Consider the following 21,455-nt stretch of genomic DNA (forward strand, 5'->3'; position numbering starts at 1 on the left):
TGGACGGGGCTCCCGCTGTGGCGACTTCAGAAAGTCGGAGGATCCAGGTGATCAGTGGTGGCCGTGGCCGCTCTCGATCTCCTTGTACTCCTCCACCGTGGGCTTGGCGATCTGGTTGTCGTCGGCGTAGTAGCCCCTGTTGAGCTTGACCCGGAGCTTCTCCATGCGCCCGATCTTGCGCTCGACACCGTTCTCGTCGACGGCCGGCGGAAGCTCCGCGGCCTCGTACTGCTCGTGCGCGGTGAGGCGGTGCTTCTCGCCCTGGCTGAGCGGCTCGTGGATCTCGACGAACTCACCGTGCGGCAGGCGCTTGATGATGCCGGACTCGCGGCCGTGCAGCACCTTGTCCTTGTCGCGGCGCTGGAGGCCGAGGCAGATCCGCTTGGTGGCGACGAACGCGATGACCGGGCCGACGAAGAAGAAGATCCGCACGAACCAGGTGATCGAGTTGAGCGACAGGTGGAAGTGGGTCGCCCAGAGGTCGTTTCCACCACCCACGAGCATGATCATGTACGCGGTGATCCAGGCGACACCGAAACCGGTGCGCGTCGGAGCGTTGCGCGGGCGCTGCGCGATGTGGTGCTCGCGCTTGTCGCCGGTGATCCACGACTCGATGAACGGGTAGACCGCGATCGCCGCGAGGACCGCCGGGAAGATCGCCAGCGGGATCATCACGCCCAGGACCAGCGTGTGGCCCCAGAGGTTGATCTCCCAGCCCGGCATGACACGGATCAGACCCTCGGCGAAGCCCATGTACCAGTCGGGCTGGGCGCCGGTGGACACCTGGTCCGGGCGGTACGGGCCGATGGCCCAGATCGGGTTGATCGAGGCGATCGCCGCGATGATCGCGATGACACCGAAGACCAGGAAGAAGAAGCCTCCGGCCTTGGCCATGTAGACCGGCAGCAGCGGCATGCCCACGACGTTCTTGTTCGTACGGCCGGGGCCGGCGAACTGCGTGTGCTTGTGGAAGAACACCAGGATGAGGTGGGCCACCACGAGGCCGAGCATGATGCCCGGCAGCAGCAGGACGTGGGCCGAGTAGAACCGGGCCACGAAGTCGCCGCCGGGGAACTCCCCGCCGAACAGGAACATCGACAGGTACGTGCCGATGACCGGGACGGACAGGATCGCGCCCTGCATGAAGCGGACACCGGTGCCGGAGAGCAGGTCGTCCGGGAGCGAGTAACCGGTGAAGCCGGTGAACATGCCCAGGAAGAACAGCAGGAAGCCGAACAGCCAGTTGATCTCACGCGGCTTGCGGAACGCGCCCGTGAAGAACACGCGCATCATGTGCACGAACATGCCCGCGAGGAAGATCAGCGCCGCCCAGTGGTGGATCTGCCGGATGAGCAGACCACCGCGGACCTCGAACGAGATGTGCATCGTCGAGTTGAACGCCTCGGACATCAGCTGTCCCTGGAGCGGGACGTACGGTCCGACGTACTCCACCTCGTTCATCGACGGGTGGAAGAACATCGTCAGATAGACGCCCGTCAGGATGATGATGAGGAAGCTGTAGAGGCAGATCTCGCCCAGCATGAAGGACCAGTGGTCCGGGAAGATCTTCCGCATGTTCGACTTGGCCAGGGTGTAGATACCCAGGCGTCCGTCGGCCCAGTCGGCGACCCGCTCACCGGCGGGCGCTTTCTTCGTATCGGTCACGGTGCTCATCCGCGCTCCCAGAAGGACGGACCGACGGGCTCGTCGAAGTCGCTGAGCGCCTCCAGGAAGCCCTTGTCGTTCACGCCGATCCGCAGCTGCGGGAGGGCGTGACCGGCCGGGCCGAAGATGACGCGGGCGCCGTCGGAGAGGTCGAAGGTGGACTGGTGGCACGGGCAGAGGACGTGATGCGTCTGCTGCTCGTACAGGGAGATCGGGCAGCCCACGTGGGTGCAGATCTTCGAGAAGGCGACGATGCCCTCGTGCGACCACTCGAGCTCGCGCTTGTCCTTGATGTCCTCCGGCTGGATCCGGACGATCATCAGGGCGGCCTTGGCGATCTCGACCTGGAAGTCGTGGTCGTGCTCCGAGAGGCCCTCGGGCATCGCGAAGGTCAGCGAACCGACCGCGACGTCCTCGGGACGCAGCGGCTCGTGCGTGTTCATGTTGATGAGCTGAAGGCCCTTGGTCCACATGGTGGTCCGGAGCTTCTTCTCGGGCAGCGGGCCCATGTCACGCAGCAGCACGAGGCCGGAGAGCGGAACGAGCGACAGCGCGCCGAACATCGTGTTGCGGATGAGCTTGCGGCGGCCCATGCCCGACTCGGCGGCACCGGCCGCGAAGTCCGACATGACCTTCGCCTTGGTCTCGGCGTCGGCCGCGATCGGGTGCCGCTCGTCCGCGATCTCGACGTCGGACATCAGGGTGCGGGCCCAGTGGACCGCGCCCGCGCCGATGAAGAAGAGCGCGAGACCCAGGGTCCAGCCCAGCGCGAAGTTGAGCGCGGACACCCGGCCGAAGGGCCAGATGTACACGATCTTGTCGACCGGGAAGATCACGTACGAGGCGATGAAGCCGATCGTGGCCAGCATCGACAGCGTGAACATGAACGCCACCGCGCGCTCGGACCGACGCGCGGCCCGCTCGTCGATGTCCTGGATGCGGGGCTTGTGGGGCGGGAGGCCCGGGTCGGCGAACGGGTCGTCGGCGACCTTCACCGCGCCGTGCGCGGTGTCCTGCCCTGCCGGCAGGTTCTCTTCTGGAATCTCTTGGCTACTCATGACTTCTTGGCCTTAGCGGTGTGGGCCGCGACCCAGACGGCAACTGCGATCAGCGCACCCAGACCGAAGACCCAGGCGAACAGACCCTCGCTGACGGGGCCGAGGCCACCGAGCTTGAGACCGCCCGGGTTGTCGGCCTCGTCACTGTTGACGGCCTGGACGTACGCGATGATGTCCTTCTTCTCCTTCTCCGGCATGGTCGTGTCCGGGAAGGAGGGCATGTTCTGCGGGCCGGTCTGCATGGCCTCGTAGAGGTGCTTCGGGCTCACGCCTTCGAGGTTCGGGGCGTACTTGCCGTAGGTCAGCGCGCCGCCCTCACCGGTGAAGTTGTGGCACTGGGCACAGTTGGTGCGGAACAGCTCGCCACCCTTGGCGATGTCCGCACCGTCAGGGCTGTACTGGCCCTCGGTCGGCGTGATCGGACCGGCACCGAGAGACGCCACGTACGCCGCGAGCTGATCGATCTCAGCCTGCGAGTAGATGACCTTCTTCTTCGGGACCTGGGCGCCCGGCTGCTGGGCCGGCATGCGACCCGTGCCGACCTGGAAGTCGACGGCGGCCGAACCGACGCCGACGAGGGAGGGGCCGTCAGTGGTGCCCTGACCGCCGGTTCCGTGGCAGCTGGCGCAGCCGACGGAGTAGAGCTTCTTGCCCTCCTCGATGGCGAGGGACTGGGCGGTTTCATCGGCCTTCGCCGTGCTCGCGGGCGCGAACGCGGCGTACAGCCCCCCAGTGGCCGCCAGCGCGAGAAGTAGGACGACGACCGCCGCCAGCGGATGGCGTCGTCGTGCGGAGAGCTTTTTCACGGATTACCCCGGTGTCAGGATCTTCTGCGTCGATGCTTGCTGGATGTCTCGGTCCGCCGTGACGGCGGCGCCGATTACTTGATCATGTAGATCGTGGCGAAGAGGCCGATCCAGACGACATCGACGAAGTGCCAGTAGTAGGACACGACGATGGCGGCGGTTGCCTGCTCGTGAGTGAACCTCTTGGCGGCGTACGTTCGGCCGAGGACCAGCAGGAAGGCGATGAGACCGCCCGTCACGTGCAGGCCGTGGAAGCCGGTGGTCAGGTAGAACACGGAGCCGTACGGGTCGGAGGACAGCGAGAGGCCGTCCACCTTCACCAGCTCGGTGTACTCGAAGACCTGTCCGCCGATGAAGATCGAACCCATCACGAACGTGATGATGAACCACGACCGGAGCTTCTTCACGTCGCCCCGCTCGGCGGCGAAGACGCCGAGCTGGCAGGTGAGCGAGGAGAGCACCAGGATCGTGGTGTTGGTCGCCGAGAACGGGAAGTTCAAGGCCGAGGCCTTTTCCGTCCAGTACTCGGCACCCATCACCGATCGCAGGGTGAAGTACATCGCGAAGAGGGCCGCGAAGAACATCAGCTCGGAGCTCAACCAGATGATGGTTCCGACGCTGGTGAGGTTCGGTCGATTGACCGACGGGTGCGCGTGCCCTGTTTCTACTGTCGTTACTGTCGCCACGACCGACATTATGTCGGTCGCTTATCCCGCCCTCACTCCGGGGGGTGCCGTTCGGAGTGTCAGAGGGGTGTGTCCAGCCCGAACGGCCCAGTGCGAGGGCCCCCCGGCACCCTTCGAACAGGTGTTGAACGGGTGTTGACGGGGTGTGGACCGGAGTAGCATCCGCGCATCGGTCGACGACGACCCACCCGCCTTCCCAGCCGGAGGAACGATGCAGTCGAGTGCCACGGTCCTGGTCTACAGCGACGACGCGAACACCCGCGAGCAGGTACGGCTGGCGGCCGGGCGCAGGCCCGCGTCGGACGTCCCCCCGGTCGAGTTCGTGGAGTGCGCGACCCTGCCCGCGGTGCTGAAGCACCTGGACGAGGGCGGCATCGACGTCTGCGTCCTGGACGGCGAGGCGGTGCCGGCCGGCGGCATGGGTGTCTGCCGGCAGATCAAGGACGAGGTCTTCCGGTGCCCGCCGGTACTGCTGCTCATCGGCCGCCCGCAGGACGCCTGGCTGGCCACCTGGAGCCGCGCGGACGCCGCGGTCACCCTTCCGGTGGAACCGGTCGAGTTCGCGGCGTCCTTGGCCTCCCTGATCCGCTCGCGGCTGTCGATCGACGCCTGAGCTGATCAGATCGAGGGCCTGAGGCGGGCCTTCTCCGTGGTGGCCACCGGGTTTCCGGCGGCCTCCACCAGGGCGCTGCCCTCCTGCCACTTGGCCCACGGCATGTTCCAGTCGCCGAAGCCGTTGCCGAAGGTGTCCATCGTGTCGCCGTAGCTGTTGACGACGCTGACGATGTCGCCGGGGCGGACGGTCTCGTAGAACCAGGCCGCGTTCCCGGTCGACATACCGACACAGCCGTGGCTCACGTTCGCCACGCCCTGCGAGCCGACCGACCAGGGCGCGGCGTGGACGTACTCACCGCTCCAGGTGACCCGGGTGGCGTAGTAGACGGGCAGGTCGTACGACTCGGAGCTGCCTTCGGCGATGCCGATGCTGGTGCCCCGCATCCGGACGTAGTACTCCTTGCCGAGGACTACCTTGACGCCGTTTCGGGTGGAGAAGCCCGGTTTGCCCGTGGTCACCGGAATGGTATTGATCACTTCTCCGTTGCGTCGCACGGTCATGTAGTGGGACCCGGCGTCCGCGACGGCCTCGATCCGGTCGCCGATGGTGAGCTTCAGCGCCTTGGACGCGCCGCCGTACAGCTTGTCGCCGACCTTGAGGCCGTCCAGGTTGCCGGTGACCGTGACGCTCGCGCCCGCGGGCCAGTACTCCTTCGGGCGGAAGTGCAGCTTCTTGTCGTCCACCCAGTACCAGGCGCCCTCGACGGAGGGCGTGGAGCGGACCTTGAGGGCCCGTTCGACGACCGCGCGGGCCTTGCGGTCCTTGACGGGGAGGCTGAGGTCGGCGGTGACGGGCTGTCCGACGCCGTACGTGCCCGCCTGCGGGCCGAAGGCCACGGTAAGGGCCCGTTTGGCGGGTGCCGTCTCGAAAGTGAACGTACGGGCGCCTGGAGCGCCGTCCTCGTCCTCTGTGGCCACCCGAACGGTGTAGCGGGTGCCGGCCGCCAGGGCGGCCGTGGAGCGCCAGCGCTGCCCGTCCGCGGTGAGTTCGCCCGCCAGGTGGTGGCCCGCCGTGTCTATGGCGGTGACGTCGGTGATCCTGCCGTCGTCGCCCTTGGCGGTGACCTCCAAGGGCTTCTCGGGGTCGGCCTTGGCTCCGTCCGCGGGGACGCTGACCGCGAGCTGGTCCGCCGCGTCATACGCCCTCGCCGACAGGGGATGGCCGTCGGAGCCCGCGCACGCCGAGGCGGCTGCGGTGACGGTGACGGCCAGAAGAGTGCAGCTCAGAACAGTCCGAATGCGCGGCGTGTCGTTCATGACTTCACGCTAAGGACTGTCCTCGGCACCAGCGCGTCGAGTGCGCCAAAAGAGGGGCCCGGACACTTCGGTGACGAAGTGTCCGGGCCCCTCCGGGTGCTCCGGTGCGGAGCGGGGTACCGCTACTGGTTCTGGTTCTCGCCGCGGTAGAACTCGAAGACCCAGCCGAACAGGCCGACGAGGATCAGCGGGGCGGAGAAGTACAGGATCCACCAGCCCATCGCGATGGCGAGGAAGGCGAGCGCACCGCCGACGGCCAGCGACAGCGGCTGCCAGCTGTGCGGGGCGAAGAAGCCCACTTCACCGGCCTCGTCCGCGACGTCGGCCTCCTTGTCGTCCTGCGCCATCGCGTCGACACGCTTGGCCGTGAAGGCCAGGTAGTAGCCGATCATGATGGACAGGCCGAACGCGAGGAACAGCGCCGTCGTACCGACCGGCTCCTTCGACCAGACGCCATACAGGATGGCCATGGCAAGGATGAAGACGCTCAGCCAGATGAACATCTTGCCCTGGATCTTCACTTGCCGACCTCCTTGCTGCCCGCGAGGGCCTCGACCACGTGCCCCTTGTTCTCGAGCTGGTCGAGAGCGGCGATCTCAGGGTGGTGCAGGTCGAACGCCGGGGATTCCGAACGGATCCGCGGCAGCGTGAGGAAGTTGTGCCGCGGCGGCGGGCAGGACGTCGCCCATTCGAGCGAACGGCCGTAGCCCCACGGGTCGTCGACCTCGATCTTCTTGCCGTACTTGGCGGTCTTCCAGACGTTGTAGAGGAACGGCAGGATCGACAGACCGAGCAGGAAGGAGGAGATCGTCGAGATCGTGTTCAGCGCGGTGAAGCCGTCGGCGTCGAGGTAGTCCGCGTAACGACGCGGCATGCCCTCGGCACCGAGCCAGTGCTGAACCAGGAAGGTGCCGTGGAAGCCGATGAACAGCGTCCAGAACGTCATCTTGCCGAGCCGCTCGTCCAGCATCTTGCCCGTGAACTTCGGCCACCAGAAGTGGAAGCCAGCGAACATCGCGAAGACCACGGTGCCGAAGACGACGTAGTGGAAGTGCGCGACGACGAAGTACGAGTCGGAGACGTGGAAGTCCATCGGCGGCGAGGCCAGGATGACGCCCGTCAGACCACCGAAGGTGAAGGTGATCAGGAAGCCGATCGTCCAGAGCATCGGTGTCTCGAAGGACAACGAGCCCTTCCACATCGTTCCGATCCAGTTGAAGAACTTCACGCCTGTCGGTACGGCGATGAGGAACGTCATGAAGGAGAAGAACGGCAGGAGCACGCCGCCTGTGACGTACATGTGGTGGGCCCACACGGTCACGGACAGACCGGCGATCGCGATGGTCGCGGCCACCAGACCGATGTAGCCGAACATCGGCTTGCGGCTGAAGACCGGGATGACCTCGGAGATGATGCCGAAGAACGGCAGCGCGATGATGTACACCTCTGGGTGGCCGAAGAACCAGAAGAGGTGTTGCCAGAGCAACGCTCCACCGTTGGCCGCGTCGAAGACGTGTGCACCGAACTTGCGGTCCGCCTCCAGGGCGAACAGCGCGGCCGCAAGGACCGGGAAGGCGAGCAGGACCAGAACACCGGTCAGCAGCACGTTCCAGACGAAGATCGGCATGCGGAACATCGTCATGCCCGGAGCGCGCATGCAGATGATCGTGGTGATGAAGTTGACCGAACCGAGGATCGTGCCGAAGCCGGAGAAGGCCAGACCCATGATCCACATGTCGGCGCCGACACCCGGCGAGCGGACGGCGTCCGACAGCGGGGAGTAGGCGAACCAGCCGAAGTCGGCCGCACCCTGCGGGGTGAGGAAGCCGGCCACCGCCATGATCGAGCCGAAGAGGTACAGCCAGTACGCGAACATGTTCAGCCGCGGGAACGCCACGTCGGGCGCGCCGATCTGCAGCGGCATGATCCAGTTGGCGAATCCGGCGAACAGCGGCGTCGCGAACATCAGCAGCATGATCGTGCCGTGCATCGTGAACGCCTGGTTGAACTGCTCGTTCGACATGATCTGCGTACCCGGACGGGCCAGCTCGGCGCGCATGAAGAGCGCCATGAGTCCGCCGATGCAGAAGAAGACGAACGACGTGACCAGGTACATCGTCCCGATCGTCTTGTGATCGGTGGTGGTCAGCCACTTGATCACGACGTTGCCGGGCTGCTTGCGCCGTACGGGCAGCTCGTTCTCGTACGAGTCCTCAGCTGCGGCGGCACCCTGGGTTTCGTTGTGGATGCTCACAGTTGGTTCTTCTCCGCATTCCTGGCCGGGTCCGTCTGCTCGATGCCAGACGGGATGTAGCCGGTCTGCCCCTTCTCGGCCAGCTCCTTCAGGTGCTGCTGGTAGCGCTCCGGGGAGACCACCTTGACGTTGAAGAGCATCCGGGAGTGGTCGACACCGCACAGCTCGGCGCACTTGCCGAGGAAGGTGCCTTCCTGCGTCGGGGTGACCTCGAAGGCGTTGGTGTGACCCGGGATGACGTCCTGCTTCATGAGGAAGGGGACCACCCAGAAGGAGTGGATGACGTCACGGGAGGTCAGGACGAACCGGACCTTCTCGCCCTTGGGCAGCCACAGCGTCGGGCCCGGGTTGCCGGTCTGCGGGTTCCGGTCACCGGGGATACCGGCGTCGTAGACGCCGCCGGCGTTCGCCGGGAAGTCGTCCTGGAACTTGTTCGGGATGGCGTCGAGGTTCGGGGCCGTCTGCGCGTCGCCCTTCACACCCGGCACGTTCTCGATGTAGTTGAAGCCCCAGCTCCACTGATAGCCGACCACGTTGATGGTGTGGGCCGGCTTGTCGGCGAGCGACAGGAGCTTCGACTCGTCGCGCGCGGTGAAGTAGAAGAGGACCGACACGATGATGAGTGGCGTCACCGTGTACAGCGCCTCGATGGGCATGTTGTACCGCGTCTGCGGAGGTACCTCGACCTTGGTGCGGGTGCGCCTGTGGAACATGACGGACCACAGGATCAGCCCCCAGACCAGGACGCCCGTGGCGAGCGCAGCCGCCCACGAGCCCTGCCAGAGGGAGAGGATCGTAGGGGCCTCTTCCGTGACCGGAGTGGGCATACCCAGGCGGGGGAAGTCTTCCCAGTTGTACGAGCAGCCCGTGGCTGTCGCCAGGATCAGGCCCGCAGTCAGCACCTGCGGCAGCTTCCGCCGCATCGGGCGCCGCGACGAGCGGTCGGAGCCGTTGGGACTCACGTAGCGCCTTCCCGAGAGTCTCGGCCCGCGTTGGTCGGCCACGGCCGTCCGTCTCGCTGGTCGGTCGCCGCCCCGGCCGCGGGCAGGGGTTTGGATGTTTATGCGGACCAAACCCTACTGGACGCTATTTGGGGTCGCGCGGGGAGGGTGCCCAACGCGCCGTCCGAGTCCCCGAAGGGGTGGACTCCGGGGTTCCGGAGGGGGGTCGGGCACGTCCGTTCGGCGGCCTGCCGGTACGCCGCGGCGCGGTTCTGACGAGGGCTCACGGCGGGCTCACCACGGAGTCACTCCGACCTCACCGTGGACTCGTCGCGGACTCCTCCCGGACTCGTCGCGGACTCACCGTGGGCGGATGAAGGCCGCCCGCGCACAGGCCCTACCGTGGGCGGATGCCGTACTTCGACGCCGCGTCCGCCGCCCCGCTGCACCCCGTCGCCCGACAGGCGCTGCTCGCCTCCCTCGACGAGGGCTGGGCCGATCCGGCCCGGCTCTACCGGGAGGGGCGGCGGGCCCGGCTGCTCCTCGACGCGGCCCGGGAGGCCGCGGCGGAGGCCGTGGGCTGTCGTCCCGACGAGCTGGTGTTCACTCCTTCGGGGACGCGCGCGGTTCACGCGGGAATCTCGGGATCCCTCGCGGGGCGTCGGCGTGTCGGAAACCGGATCGTGGTCTCCGCGGTCGAACACTCCTCCGTACTCCATGCGGCCGAGACGCACGCGGCGGCCGGCGGCGCCCTGACCGAGGTGCCGGTGGGCCGCTCCGGGGCGGTGGACGCGGACGCCTTCAGGGCCGCGCTCGACTCCGGCACCGCCCTGGCGTGTCTTCAGTCGGCCAACCACGAGGTGGGGACCGAGCAGCCGGTGGCGGAGGTCGCCGAGGCCTGCCGGGCGGCGGGCGTGCCGCTGCTCGTGGACGCGGCCCAGTCGCTCGGCTGGGGGCCGGTGGAGGGCGGCTGGTCGCTGCTCGCGGCGAGCGCGCACAAGTGGGGCGGTCCGGCGGGCGTGGGACTCCTCGCCGTACGGAAGGGGGTCCGCTACGCGCCCCAAGGCCCCTCGGACGAGCGGGAGTCGGGCCGGGCGCCCGGCTTCGAGAACCTGCCGGCGATCGTGGCGGCGGCGGCCTCGCTGCGGGCGGTGCGGGCGGAGGCCGCGGCCGAGGGGGCCCGACTGCGGGCCCTGGTGGACCGGATCCGGGCGCGGGTGCCGGAGCTGGTGCCGGATGTGGAGGTGGTGGGCGACCCGGTGCGCCGGCTCCCCCACCTGGTCACCTTCTCCTGCCTGTACGTCGACGGGGAGACGCTGCTGCACGAGCTGGACCGGGAGGGTTTCTCCGTTTCGTCCGGTTCGTCGTGTACGAGTTCGACGCTGACGCCCAGCCATGTGCTGCGCGCGATGGGGGTACTGAGCGAGGGCAACGTCCGGGTGTCGCTGCCGACCGGCACCACGGCGGAGGACGTGGACCGCTTCCTCGACGTACTGCCGGGGGTGGTGGCGGGAGTGCGGGAGAGGCTCGGCGCGCCGGCCTCGTCCCCGGTGGCCGCGCCGGGGCCGGACTCCCTGGTGGTGGACGCCCTCGGGCGGCGCTGCCCGATCCCGGTCATCGAGCTGGCGAAGGTCATCGGCGACGTGCCGGTGGGCGGCACGGTGACGGTCCTCGCGGACGATGCGGCGGCGCGGCTGGACATTCCGGCGTGGTGCGAGATGCGGGGGCAGTTGTACGTGGGCGAGTCGCCGTCGGCGGGGGGCGGGGTCGCTTACGTGGTACGTCGGCTGACCTGAGCGCCGGGCCGCGCCTGAGGGCCGCGTGGCGCGCCACGACAGGCGCCCCCGCCGCGTTGGGCCTGCGCCCCGCCACGCGCAGAAGGTGCGGGCGCAGCACGCGCTGCGGGCCAGGCACCGGCCCCGCAGCGGGGGCGGGGCCTGGCCCGGGTCGCGCTGTGGGGTGGGGGTCAGCTCAGGTGGGCGTGGACTTCGGCTGCTGCCGTGTCGCCGTAGGCCTTGGTGAAGCGCTCCATGAAGTTGGCTCGGCGCAGGGTGTACTCCTGCGTGCCCAGGGTCTCGATGACCAGCGTCGCCAGCATGCAGCCGACCTGCGCGGCGCGCTCCAGGCCGACGCCCCAGGACAGGCCGGTGAGGAAGCCGGCGCGGAAGGCGTCGCCGACGCCGGTCGGGTCGACCTTGGCGGTCTCCTCGGGGCAGCCGACCTCGATCGGGGTGTCGCCGACGCGCTCGATGCGCACACCGCGCGAGCCGAGCGTGGTGACCCGGTGGCCGACGCGGGAGAGGATCTCGGCGTCGGTCCAGCCCGTCTTGGACTCGATGAGGCCCTTCTCGTACTCGTTGGAGAAGAGGTAGGTGGCGCCCTCCAGGAGGGTGCGGATCTCCTGGCCGTCCATGCGCGCGATCTGCTGCGAGAAGTCGGCGGCGAACGGGATCTCCCGCGTCTTGCACTCCTCCGTGTGGCGGAGCATCGCCTCGGGGTCGTCGGCGCCGATGAGGACCAGGTCGAGCCCGCCCACCCGGTCGGCGACGGCCTTGAGCTCGATCAGCCGGGCCTCGCTCATCGCGCCCGTGTAGAAGGAGCCGATCTGGTTGTGGTCCTTGTCCGTGGTGCAGACGAAGCGGGCGGTGTGCAGAACCTCGGAGATGCGCACCGAGCCGGTGTCGACGCCGTGGCGGTCGAGCCAGCCGCGGTACTCGTCGAAGTCGTAGCCGGCCGCGCCCACCAGGATCGGGCTGCCGCCGAGCTGCCCCATGCCGAAGCAGATGTTGGGGCCGACGCCGCCGCGGCGGACGTCGAGGTTGTCGACGAGGAAGGAGAGGGACACCGTGTGGAGCTGGTCGGCCACGAGCTGGTCGGCGAACCGGCCGGGGAAGGTCATGAGGTGGTCGGTGGCGATGGAGCCGGTGACTGCAATACGCACGGCGGGGTGCTCCTGCGGGAAGGCGGTAATGACAGTTCACGCTACCGGGTGGAGGGCGCGCTGCCGAACAGTGGAAACTACCCCAGAGTAGGGCTTTTCCCCGGGGGCGTGCGGTGCATACGGTGCGCCCATGACCATCTACCCCGCTTCACGTGAGCGACACGAGTCCGAGTTGAGCCTCGCCGAGCTGCGGGGCGCCGGCGCACGGATGGCTCCGCACTGGGTGACTCCGGCCTCCCCCGCGCCCGCGCCGGTCTCCCCCGCGCTGATCCACGGGGTCGTCGTACCGGCGGCCTCGGCACGGCTGATCGACGCCACCGCCGAATACGGGGGCTGACGGAGGGAACCGTCCGCCCGCCCGCTCCGTCCCACCGGCGTCCGGTCGAGACGAGGGAGCGTTGCGGTGAGCGGTACGGAGAACGTACGGCGGCGGCGGAGTGTCATCGCCGCCTCGGTGGCGGCGGGTGTGCTGCTCGCCGGGGGCGGTGGCGTCTACCTCGCCACCACGGCATCCGGTGACGGCACCGGCGTCGGCGTGGCCGCCAAGGCCGCCGACGCGGCCGGTCCGCCCCCGCCGCTGCGCCTGGAGGGCGGCAGCGGCGGCGGTGGGGACACCGGCGGCGACACGCGGGGCGGTCCGGGCATCGCGCCCGGTGAGCCGGACCCCGGAGGCGGCCCGAACGGGACCGTGTACACAGCCAAGGGCCCCCTCCCCCAGGGGCCCTCCTCGGCCGCGGTCCACCGGCCCGAGGGCCTGGTCACCTCGGCGGAGGTGACCAGGCTGGCCGAAGCGCTGGGCATCTCCGGGAGCCCCTCCCGGGTGGGTGAGGTCTGGACGATCCGGCCCGAGAAGGACGGTTCGGGACCGCGCCTCGACGTGTCGGAGAAGGCGCCGGGGAACTGGACGTACTCGTGGTACGACGGCGGCCCGGCCGGCGATGCCTGCCTCAAGGGCAAGGCATGCCCGCCCCCGGGCGAGACGAAGCCCGCGCCGGGCGGTACGCCGCTGAGCGAGGCGGCGGCGAAGGCCGCGGCCGCGCCCGTCCTGAAGGCGCTCGGCCAGGACGACGCGAAGGTCACCGCGACCCAGGTCATGAACGGTTCGGTGCGGGTGGTCAACGCCGATCCGGTGGTGGGCGGGCTGCCGACCTACGGTTGGTCGACGGGGCTGCACATCGCGCGGGACGGCCGGCCGGTCGCCGGCAGCGGGATGCTGAAGGAGCCGGTGAAGGGCACCACGTACCCGGTGGTCGGGGCGTCGAAGGCCCTCGCCCAGCTGAACGAGGACTCGAAGGGCACCGGCCCGATCGGCATCGGGCACTGCCCGACCGCCCCGACGGCGGTGGACGGGAACGGGAAGCCCGAGGACACCGGCACGGTCGGCTCGACCCGGAAGCCCGTCGAGCCGACCCCGCCCTGCCAGACGATCGTGGACAGGGCCGCGCCGGACCAGGTGCCGGTGACGGCCGCGGTGTTCGGTCTCGCCGCGCGGGACGTGGCCGGCGAGCGGCTGCTCGTACCGTCCTGGCTGTTCACCGCGGACCCGGCGGACGGCGCGCCGTACACGGTGGCGCGGGCGGCGGTGGCCCCCGAGTACCTGGTGCCGCCGGCGAAGCCCACACCGACGCCCACGCCCCCTCCGGGGGACGGTACGGCGGCGCGCGCGGTCGAGTCCGTCCGGGTCGAGGGGGACGGCCGGCAGCTGGCCGTCACCTTCTGGGGCGGGGTGTGCAGCACCTACACCGTGAAGGCCGACGAGCAGCCGGACCGGGTGACGGTGCGGATCATCGAGAAGTCCGACCCCGAGCGGGTCTGCATCATGATCGCCAAGGACTTCACGAAGACCGTGACGCTCAAGAGTCCGCTGGGCGACCGGCCGGTGGTCGACGCGGCGAGCGGGGAGGCGGTGCCGCGCCGCTGAGTCCGGCGGGGCATGCGTGAGGGCGGTGGCCCGGAATCACTCCCGGGCCACCGCCCTCACACGTACGACCTCTGCGACCTACCTGTGCGACTTAGCTGAACGAGTCGCCGCAGGCGCAGGAACCCGTGGCGTTCGGGTTGTCGATGGTGAAGCCCTGCTTCTCGATGGTGTCGACGAAGTCGATCGAGGCGCCGCCCAGGTACGGGGCGCTCATGCGGTCGGTGACGACCTTGACGCCGTCGAAGTCCTTCACGACGTCGCCGTCGAGCGAACGCTCGTCGAAGAACAGCTGGTAACGCAGGCCGGAGCAGCCGCCGGGCTGAACGGCGACGCGCAGGGCCAGGTCCTCGCGGCCTTCCTGGTCGAGGAGGGCCTTGACCTTGGCCGCGGCGGCGTCGGACAGGAGGATGCCGTCGCTGACAGTGGTCTTCTCGTCCGATACGGACATCTGCTTCTCTCCCGGTGTGTACGGAGACTGCTTGCCGACGGTTGCAACCGACGGTGCCCCGGATTCATTCCGGGCCGTGTGGGGTCTTTCTCTCTTCATGCTCGCACACCCTGTCCAGCGACGGGGACGACGAAGCCCAGGGGCGGGGACGACGAAGTCCAGGGACGGGGACGGCGAATTCGTCACATCGACACTATGGACATCGTCAACGTGACGTGAAGCGGTTATGATAGATAGCGTCATTTCGACGAAAAGGTTCCCCGAAGAAAGGGTGCGTGACGTGACCACGGCCCAAGCCCGTCATGAACTCGACGTCCAGCCGTCGCCGCTCGCCCTGCTCCTGCTCGGTCGCGAGGCCGACCCGAAGAGCGAGCGCGGCGTGGAGTGCCCCGGCGATCTGCCGTCGCCCTCCGACCCCGACCTCGTGGAGCGCGCCCGCGCGGCCAAGGAGAAGCTCGGGGACAAGGTCTTCGTGCTCGGCCACCACTACCAGCGCGACGAGGTCATCCAGTTCGCCGACGTCACCGGTGACTCCTTCAAGCTCGCGCGCGACGCGGCGGCCAAGCCCTCGGCCGAGTACATCGTCTTCTGCGGTGTGCACTTCATGGCGGAGTCCGCCGACATCCTGACCGGTGACGAGCAGAAGGTCGTCCTGCCCGACCTCGCGGCCGGCTGCTCCATGGCCGACATGGCCACCGCCGAGCAGGTCGCCGAGTGCTGGGACGTACTGACCGAGGCCGGCATCGCCGAGCAGGTCGTGCCCGTCTCCTACATGAACTCCTCGGCCGACATCAAGGCCTTCACCGGCAAGCACGGGGGCACGATCTGCACCTCGTCCAACGCCGAGCGGGCCCTGAACTGGGCCTTCGAGCAGGGCGAGAAGGTGCTGTTCCTGCCGGACCAGCACCTGGGCCGCAACACGGCCGTCCGCGACATGGGCATGTCCCTCGACGACTGCGTTTTGTACAACCCGCACAAGCCGAACGGCGGGCTGACCGTCGAGGAGCTGCGCGCCGCCAAGATGATCCTGTGGCGGGGTCACTGCTCGGTGCACGGCCGCTTCTCGCTGGACTCGGTCAACGACGTCCGCGAGCGCATCCCGGGCGTGAACGTGCTCGTCCACCCCGAGTGCCGGCACGAGGTCGTCGCCGCCGCGGACTACGTGGGCTCGACCGAGTACATCATCAACACCCTGGAGGCGGCCCCGGCCGGTTCCAAGTGGGCGATCGGCACGGAGCTGAACCTGGTCCGGCGGCTGGCGAACCGATTCGCCGACCAGGACAAGGAGATCGTCTTCCTCGACAAGACGGTCTGCTTCTGCTCGACCATGAACCGCATCGACCTGCCGCACCTGGTGTGGACCCTGGAGTCGCTGGCCGAGGGCAACCTCGTCAACCAGATCCAGGTCGACAAGGAGACGGAGAGCTTCGCGAAGCTCGCGCTGGAGCGGATGCTCGCTCTGCCGTAACGGTTCTGCCCGTACGGACGGTTCTCCGGTACGTACGCCGAAGGGGCGCCCCGCGTGATCGCGGGGCGCCCCTTCCTCGTTCCGTACGGATCAGACCGCGGCCGGCTCCTTGGCCTGCGGCGGGACCGGCGAGTCGCCGGCCGTCACACCCTTCTTCGCCGCCTTCTTCTTCGCGCGGCGCTCCTTGCGGAGCTCCACCATCGCGTAGAGCGTCGGGACGAGGAGCAGCGTCAGCAGCGTCGACGTGATCAGACCGCCGATCACGACCACGGCCAGCGGCTGGGCGATGAAGCCGCCCTCGCCGGTGACGCCGAGCGCCATCGGCAGCAGGGCGAAGATCGTCGCCAGGGCGGTCATCAGGATCGGGCGGAGCCGGTGCCGGCCACCCTCGATCACCGCTTCGACGACGCCCATGCCCTGGGCCCGGTACTGGTTGATCAGGTCGATCAGGACGATCGCGTTGGTGACGACGATGCCGATGAGCATCAGCATGCCGATCATCGCCGGGACGCCCATCGCGGTGTCGGTGATCACCAGGAGACCGATGGCGCCGGTCGCCGCGAACGGGATCGAGACCAGCAGGATCAGCGGCTGGATCAGCGACCGGAAGGTCGCGACGAGCAGCATGAAGACGATCGCGATGGCCGCGAGCATCGCCAGGAACAGGTTGGTGAAGGCCTCGCTCTGGTCCTCGGAGACGCCGCCGATGCTGGCGGTGGCGCCCTCGGGCAGGTCGAGCGCGTCGATCTTCTGCTGGAGGGTGGCGCTCACGGCGCCGGTGTTGTCGCCGACCGGCTTGGCCGTGATCGTCGCGGCGCGGGCGCCGTCGATCCGGGTCATGGAGACCGGACCGGGGACCAGCTCGACGGTGGCGATGTCGCCCAGCTTCACCGGGCCGAGGGGCAGCGCCCTGAGCCCGGCCAGAGTGGTGACCGGCTTCGACGAGGTGATGAGGACGTCCCGCTCGCTGTCGTCGAGGATCGCCTTGGCGGCCGGGGTGCCCCGGACGGCCTGGCCGACGATCATTCCGAGCGAGGCGGAGTCGAATCCGGCGTCGGCCGCCGCGGGCTTCGCCTTGACCGAGATGCGCGGGACGGACTGCGAGAGGTCGCTCTGGACGTCGGTGACGTCCTTGATCCCGGCGATCGCGGCCCGGACCTGCTCGGAGGCCTTCTCCAGGACCTCGGCGTCGGCGGCCTTCACGACCACCCTCAGGTCCTGGCTGCCGAAGCCGTCACCGGCGGCGATCTTGGTGTCGCCGACGCCGTCGAGGGCGGCGAGGCCCTTCTCGATGGCGTCACGGGTCTTCTCGAAGGAAGCGGACTCCTCCAGGCTGACCTGGTAGGTGGCCTGGTTGGTGCCGGTGCCGCCGCCGAAGGCCGCCATGAAGCCGGACGAGCCGACGTTGACCTGGTAGTCCTTGACGCCCTCGGTGTCCGCGAGGAGCTTCTCGATCTTCTTCGCGGCCGCGTCGGAGGCGTCGAGGCCGGTGCCGGGCGCCAGCTCCTGCTGGATGCTGAGCACCTCCTGCTCGCCCTGGTCGAAGAAGTTCGTCTTCAGGAGCGGGGCCATGCCGAAGGTGACGATCAGGACGACGAGCGCGATGGCCAGGCTCATGAAGCGGCGCCGGGTCGCGAACCTCAGGACGGGCACGTACAGGCGCTGGAGGCGGCTCTTCTCCTCCTTCTCCTCGGCCAGCCTGCGGGCCTCCGCCAGGTCCTCCGAGGTGCCCTTGGGGGCGCGCAGGAACCAGTACGAGAGAACCGGGACCACGGTCAGGGAGACGAGCAGCGAGGCGAGCAGGGCCGCCGTGATCGTCAGCGAGAACGAGCCGAACAGCTCGCCGATCATGCCGCCGGTCAGACCGATCGGCAGGAAGACGGCGACGGTGGTGAGGGTGGAGGACGTCACGGCGCCCGCCACCTCGCGGACCGCGGTGAGGATCGCCGCCTGGCGCTCCTCGCCGTAGCCGAGGTGCCGCTTGATGTTCTCCAGGACCACGATCGAGTCGTCGACGACCCGGCCGATGGCGATGGTGAGCGCGCCGAGCGTCAGCATGTTGAGCGAGAGGTCACGGGTCCACAGCACGATGAGCGCGAGGACGACCGAGAGCGGGATGGAGACCGCGGTGACCAGGGTGGAGCGGATCGACGCGAGGAAGACCAGGATCACCAGGACGGCCATGACGAGGCCGAGCGCGCCCTCGGTGGTCAGTCCGGAGACGGCCTTGGCGACGGCGGGGCCCTGGTCGGAGACCACGGTCAGCTCGGCGCCCGCGCCGAGGTCGGCCCGCAGCTCGGGCAGCTTCTCCTTGACGGCGTCGGAGATCGCGACGGCGCTGCCGTCCTTGTCCATGGTGGCCATGACGGCGAGGCTGGGCTTGCCGTTGGTCCGGGTCAGGGAGACGCGCGGCGACTCCTGCTGGCGGACGGTGGCCACGTCACCGAGGCGGACCGCCTTGCCCTTGCCCGGGGTGGCCGAGGGGATGCGGAGGTCCTCGATCTGCCGCAGCGAGGTGTAGCCGCCGCCGACCTGGATGGTGCGGCTCTTGCCGGCCTCGGAGAAGGAGCCGGCCGGGAGCGTGCCGCCGCCGTTGCGGAGGGCCTCGCCGAGCTTCATGGCGTTGAGCCCCGCCGCGGCGAGCTTGCGGTCGTCCGGGGTGACGGAGACCTGGAGGTCCTGGACGCCGGTGACGGAGACCTGGCCGACGCCCTCGATGTCCTCCAGGGCGGGCACGACGGTCCGCTCCAGGAGGTCGGCGAGGGCCTGCGGGTCCTTGTCGGAGGCGGCGGCGAGGACGACGGTCGGGATGTCGTCCGTGGAGCCGGCCACGACCTGCGGGTCGACCGTGTCGGGCAGCTGGGCGCGGGCGCGGTTCACCGCCTGCTGGACGTCGGCGACGAGCTGCTTGGTGGATTCGTCGCCGTAGTCGAAGGAGGCCATGACGAGCGCCATGCCCTCGGAGGCCGTGGAGGTGACCGACTTCAGGCCGTCGACGGCCTTGAGGTTGTTCTCCAGGGGCTCGACGACCTGCTTCTCGACCACATCGGGAGAGGCACCCTGGTACGGGGCGAGGACCGAGACCATGGGCAGCTCGATCGAGGGGAACAGCTGCTGCTTCAGCTGCGGAATCGCGATCGCCCCGAACACGATCGCGACAATGGACACGAGCCCGATCAGGGCCCGTTGCGCGAGGCTGAATCTCGACAGCCAGGACATGGGGTCTCTCTTCTGTGGCGTACTCGTCGGCAGGCGGGAGCAGCCAAGACCCCGGCCCTGATCCGCTGGATCCGCCGGAAGCGCCCCCCGCCTATACGATCTGCCATCGGCCGCCGGAAGTCCTCGGCCCCCGGGTCCAGATCCTTATCCCGCGCATACCGCGTCTGGAGTACGCCGGAGCCCCCGGTCACTCCACCCTTGGACGTACCAGACCCGATTCGTAGGCCGTGACGACCAGCTGGGCACGGTCGCGGGCGCCGAGTTTGGCCATGGCCCGGTTGACGTGGGTCTTCACGGTGAGAGGACTGACGTCGAGCCGCTCGGCGATCTCGTCGTTGGAGAGGCCGCCCGCGACGAGGACGAGGACCTCGCGCTCCCGGGCGGTGAGCGCGCCCAGCCGCTCGGTACGGCCCCGGCCGCCCTCCCCGACGGTCTCCGCGCCGGTGCCCTGGGCGAGGAACGTGGCGATCAGGCCCTTGGTGGCGGCCGGGGAGAGCAGGGCCTCGCCGGCGTGGGCGATCCGGATCGCGCCGAGCAGTTCCTCGGGCTCGGCTCCCTTGCCGAGGAAGCCGGAGGCCCCGGCGCGCAGCGACTGCACGACGTACTCGTCGACCTCGAAGGTGGTCAGCATGACGATCCGTACGGCGGAGAGCTCCGGGTCGGCGGTGATCATGCGGGTGGCGGCGAGGCCGTCCGTGCCCGGCATCCGGATGTCCATCAGGACGACATCGGCCCGCTCCGAGCGGGCGAGGGCCACGGCCTGGGCGCCGTCGGCGGCCTCGCCGACGACCTCCATGTCCGGTTCGGAGTTCACCAGGACCTTGAAGGCGCTGCGGAGCAGGGCCTGGTCGTCGGCCAGCAGTACCCGGATCGTCATGTGTCCTCCCCCGTACGGGACGTCACGGGCAGTATCGCCTGCACCCGGAAGCCGCCGCCGTACCGGGGGGCCGCGGTCAGGGTGCCGCCGAACGCGCCGACCCGTTCGCGCATGCCGAGCAGGCCGTGGCCGCTGTTGGGCGCGGGGGCCGGGGCGCTGGGCGCATTGCCGTTGTCGAGGACGGTGATCTCGACCGTACGGCCCACCCGGACGACGCTCACCTCGGCCTCGGCGTTCGGTCCCGCGTGCTTCTGCACATTGGTCAGCGCCTCCTGCACGATCCGGTACGCGGCCAGGTCGACGGTCGCGGGCAGCGGCCTGTCCCCGTCGGTACGGGCCAGGGCGACGGGAAGCCCCGCCTTGCGGAAGCTGTCGAGCAGCCCGTCGAGGACGGCGAGGCCCGGGGCGGGTTCGGTGGGGGCCTCCGGGTCGCCGGACTGGCGCAGCAGGCCGACGGTGGCCCGCAGCTCGTCGAGCGCGGAGCGGCTGGCCTCCCGCACATGGGCGAGGGCCTCCTTGGCCTGGTCGGGGCGCTTGTCCATGACGTGCGCCGCGACCCCGGCCTGGACGTTCACCAGGGCGATGTGGTGGGCGACGACGTCGTGGAGGTCGCGGGCGATCCGCAGCCGCTCCTCCGCGACCCGCCGTCCTGCCTCCTCCTCGCGGGTGCGTTCGGCCCGTTCGGCCCGCTCCCTGATGGCGTCGACGAAGGCCCGGCGGCTGCGGACGGCGTCACCCGCGGCTGCGGCCATGCCGGTCCAGGCGATGAGGCCGAGGTTCTCCTGCGCGTACCACTGGGTCGGGCCGAAGGCCATGGCCGCGGCCGTCATCAGCGCCATCGTGACGAGGCCGACCCGCCAGGTGGTGGGCCGGTCGGTGCGGGAGGCGACCGTGTAGAGCGCGACGACGGCGCTCATGGCGATGGTGGCGGGCCGGGTGTCGCTGACCAGCTCGAAGAGGCTGACCGCCACCGTGAAGCAGAGCACCCGGAAGGGATAGCGCCGCCGCAGTACCAGGACGCTGGCCCCGGCCACCATGATCAGCACGCTCGTGACCGTGGGCACCCGTTCGCCGAAGGTCGGCCCGGTCCGGCTGCCGGGCGGGCCGGTGAGGGACCCGGCGATCATGCAGATGAGCACGCCGAACGCGAGCGTCGCGTCGAAGGCGAGCGGATGTGCGCCGAACCGGTCACGGAGACGACCGAAGAGGGTGCCGGTTCCGGGGGCGGGGGCGGGTCCGGTGGTGGTCACGGGGCACAACGGTACGGGGCGGGGCGGGACTGCCGGTACGGGGCGGCGG

At 69.4% G+C, this 21,455-nt stretch carries 18 protein-coding genes; 5 read left to right on the plus strand and 13 right to left on the minus strand.

The window, feature by feature from the left end:
- Positions 1 to 51 precede the first annotated feature (51 nt).
- From OG514_RS04315 to OG514_RS04330, 4 genes are all read right to left on the minus strand, one after another.
- Entirely contained in the window at positions 52 to 1,674 is a 1,623-nt protein-coding gene (locus OG514_RS04315; protein ID WP_266890987.1) for a cytochrome bc complex cytochrome b subunit, read from the minus strand.
- Positions 1,671 to 2,723: a ubiquinol-cytochrome c reductase iron-sulfur subunit gene (locus OG514_RS04320; protein WP_266890989.1), complete on the minus strand. Its 1,053-nt coding sequence runs from the start codon at positions 2,721 to 2,723 to the stop codon at positions 1,671 to 1,673. Before OG514_RS04320 ends, OG514_RS04315 begins: the two co-directional genes overlap by 4 nt.
- A complete protein-coding gene (locus tag OG514_RS04325; protein ID WP_266890991.1) occupies positions 2,720 to 3,529 on the minus strand; it encodes a c-type cytochrome in 810 nt (269 codons plus the stop codon). The genes OG514_RS04320 and OG514_RS04325 overlap by 4 nt, the downstream gene beginning before the upstream one ends.
- Before the next feature lie 74 nt (positions 3,530 to 3,603).
- Complete coding sequence (locus OG514_RS04330; protein WP_266890993.1) at positions 3,604 to 4,224, minus strand: heme-copper oxidase subunit III; 621 nt, start codon at positions 4,222 to 4,224, stop codon at positions 3,604 to 3,606.
- A 202-nt stretch (positions 4,225 to 4,426) separates the two neighbouring features.
- On the opposite strand from OG514_RS04330, the gene OG514_RS04335 reads away from it, so the two are divergent.
- Positions 4,427 to 4,828 carry a hypothetical protein gene (locus OG514_RS04335; RefSeq protein WP_266890995.1) on the plus strand — a complete coding sequence of 134 codons (402 nt, stop codon included), beginning with the start codon at positions 4,427 to 4,429 and terminating at the stop codon, positions 4,826 to 4,828.
- A 5-nt stretch (positions 4,829 to 4,833) separates the two neighbouring features.
- Here OG514_RS04335 and OG514_RS04340 read toward each other — a convergent pair whose 3' ends face one another.
- The 4 genes from OG514_RS04340 to coxB all read right to left on the minus strand — a co-directional run bounded on the left by OG514_RS04340 (position 4,834) and on the right by coxB (position 9,303).
- Positions 4,834 to 6,087: an Ig-like domain-containing protein gene (locus OG514_RS04340; RefSeq protein WP_266890997.1), complete on the minus strand. Its 1,254-nt coding sequence runs from the start codon at positions 6,085 to 6,087 to the stop codon at positions 4,834 to 4,836.
- A 122-nt stretch (positions 6,088 to 6,209) separates the two neighbouring features.
- Positions 6,210 to 6,608 (minus strand): cytochrome c oxidase subunit 4, encoded by a 399-nt coding sequence (locus OG514_RS04345; RefSeq protein WP_266890999.1) that lies wholly within the window; start codon positions 6,606 to 6,608, stop codon positions 6,210 to 6,212.
- Positions 6,605 to 8,341 (minus strand): cytochrome c oxidase subunit I, encoded by a 1,737-nt coding sequence (gene ctaD / locus OG514_RS04350; protein WP_266891001.1) that lies wholly within the window; start codon positions 8,339 to 8,341, stop codon positions 6,605 to 6,607. The genes OG514_RS04345 and ctaD overlap by 4 nt, the downstream gene beginning before the upstream one ends.
- Positions 8,338 to 9,303 carry a cytochrome c oxidase subunit II gene (coxB, locus tag OG514_RS04355; protein ID WP_266891003.1) on the minus strand — a complete coding sequence of 322 codons (966 nt, stop codon included), beginning with the start codon at positions 9,301 to 9,303 and terminating at the stop codon, positions 8,338 to 8,340. The genes ctaD and coxB overlap by 4 nt, the downstream gene beginning before the upstream one ends.
- A 389-nt stretch (positions 9,304 to 9,692) precedes the next feature.
- Here coxB and OG514_RS04360 point away from each other — a divergent pair, with 389 nt between their 5' ends.
- Positions 9,693 to 11,078 carry a cysteine desulfurase/sulfurtransferase TusA family protein gene (locus tag OG514_RS04360; protein WP_266891005.1) on the plus strand — a complete coding sequence of 462 codons (1,386 nt, stop codon included), beginning with the start codon at positions 9,693 to 9,695 and terminating at the stop codon, positions 11,076 to 11,078.
- A gap of 170 nt (positions 11,079 to 11,248) precedes the next feature.
- Here the strand turns inward: OG514_RS04360 and OG514_RS04365 are convergent, their stop codons facing one another.
- Complete coding sequence (locus OG514_RS04365; RefSeq protein WP_266891006.1) at positions 11,249 to 12,223, minus strand: carbohydrate kinase family protein; 975 nt, start codon at positions 12,221 to 12,223, stop codon at positions 11,249 to 11,251.
- Between the two features lie 130 nt (positions 12,224 to 12,353).
- Here OG514_RS04365 and OG514_RS04370 point away from each other — a divergent pair, with 130 nt between their 5' ends.
- Both OG514_RS04370 and OG514_RS04375 read left to right on the plus strand, forming a co-directional pair.
- Positions 12,354 to 12,560, plus strand: coding sequence for a hypothetical protein (locus OG514_RS04370; protein WP_266891008.1), 207 nt, complete (start codon positions 12,354 to 12,356; stop codon positions 12,558 to 12,560).
- 66 nt (positions 12,561 to 12,626) lie between these two features.
- Entirely contained in the window at positions 12,627 to 14,144 is a 1,518-nt protein-coding gene (locus tag OG514_RS04375; RefSeq protein WP_266891010.1) for a hypothetical protein, read from the plus strand.
- A 91-nt stretch (positions 14,145 to 14,235) separates the two neighbouring features.
- Here OG514_RS04375 and OG514_RS04380 read toward each other — a convergent pair whose 3' ends face one another.
- Complete coding sequence (locus OG514_RS04380) at positions 14,236 to 14,592, minus strand: iron-sulfur cluster assembly accessory protein (RefSeq protein WP_015033024.1); 357 nt, start codon at positions 14,590 to 14,592, stop codon at positions 14,236 to 14,238.
- A 271-nt stretch (positions 14,593 to 14,863) separates the two neighbouring features.
- On the opposite strand from OG514_RS04380, the gene nadA reads away from it, so the two are divergent.
- Positions 14,864 to 16,060, plus strand: a complete 1,197-nt coding sequence (gene nadA / locus OG514_RS04385) for a quinolinate synthase NadA (RefSeq protein WP_266891012.1) — start codon at positions 14,864 to 14,866, stop codon at positions 16,058 to 16,060.
- 90 nt (positions 16,061 to 16,150) lie between these two features.
- Here the strand turns inward: nadA and OG514_RS04390 are convergent, their stop codons facing one another.
- The 3 genes from OG514_RS04390 to OG514_RS04400 form a co-directional block, all read right to left on the minus strand.
- Complete coding sequence (locus tag OG514_RS04390; RefSeq protein ID WP_266891014.1) at positions 16,151 to 19,279, minus strand: efflux RND transporter permease subunit; 3,129 nt, start codon at positions 19,277 to 19,279, stop codon at positions 16,151 to 16,153.
- A gap of 187 nt (positions 19,280 to 19,466) precedes the next feature.
- Entirely contained in the window at positions 19,467 to 20,156 is a 690-nt protein-coding gene (locus OG514_RS04395) for a response regulator transcription factor (RefSeq protein WP_266891016.1), read from the minus strand.
- Positions 20,153 to 21,415 (minus strand): sensor histidine kinase, encoded by a 1,263-nt coding sequence (locus OG514_RS04400; protein WP_266900742.1) that lies wholly within the window; start codon positions 21,413 to 21,415, stop codon positions 20,153 to 20,155. The genes OG514_RS04395 and OG514_RS04400 overlap by 4 nt, the downstream gene beginning before the upstream one ends.
- Positions 21,416 to 21,455: the final 40 nt, after the last annotated feature.

Source organism: Streptomyces sp. NBC_00572 (genome assembly GCF_026341815.1).
In the GTDB taxonomy this organism is placed as follows: domain Bacteria; phylum Actinomycetota; class Actinomycetes; order Streptomycetales; family Streptomycetaceae; genus Streptomyces.

What these genes read in the sequence shown, in the direction of transcription:
- OG514_RS04315 (WP_266890987.1), bottom strand. Translation starts at nt 1,674, where the DNA reads ATGAGCACCGTGACCGATACGAAGAAAGCGCCCGCCGGTGAGCGGGTC.
- OG514_RS04320 (WP_266890989.1), bottom strand. Translation starts at nt 2,723, where the DNA reads ATGAGTAGCCAAGAGATTCCAGAAGAGAACCTGCCGGCAGGGCAGGAC.
- OG514_RS04330 (WP_266890993.1), bottom strand. Translation starts at nt 4,224, where the DNA reads ATGTCGGTCGTGGCGACAGTAACGACAGTAGAAACAGGGCACGCGCAC.
- OG514_RS04335 (WP_266890995.1), top strand. Translation starts at nt 4,427, where the DNA reads ATGCAGTCGAGTGCCACGGTCCTGGTCTACAGCGACGACGCGAACACC.
- OG514_RS04340 (WP_266890997.1), bottom strand. Translation starts at nt 6,087, where the DNA reads ATGAACGACACGCCGCGCATTCGGACTGTTCTGAGCTGCACTCTTCTG.
- OG514_RS04360 (WP_266891005.1), top strand. Translation starts at nt 9,693, where the DNA reads ATGCCGTACTTCGACGCCGCGTCCGCCGCCCCGCTGCACCCCGTCGCC.
- OG514_RS04370 (WP_266891008.1), top strand. Translation starts at nt 12,354, where the DNA reads ATGACCATCTACCCCGCTTCACGTGAGCGACACGAGTCCGAGTTGAGC.
- OG514_RS04380 (WP_015033024.1), bottom strand. Translation starts at nt 14,592, where the DNA reads ATGTCCGTATCGGACGAGAAGACCACTGTCAGCGACGGCATCCTCCTG.
- OG514_RS04390 (WP_266891014.1), bottom strand. Translation starts at nt 19,279, where the DNA reads ATGTCCTGGCTGTCGAGATTCAGCCTCGCGCAACGGGCCCTGATCGGG.
- OG514_RS04395 (WP_266891016.1), bottom strand. Translation starts at nt 20,156, where the DNA reads ATGACGATCCGGGTACTGCTGGCCGACGACCAGGCCCTGCTCCGCAGC.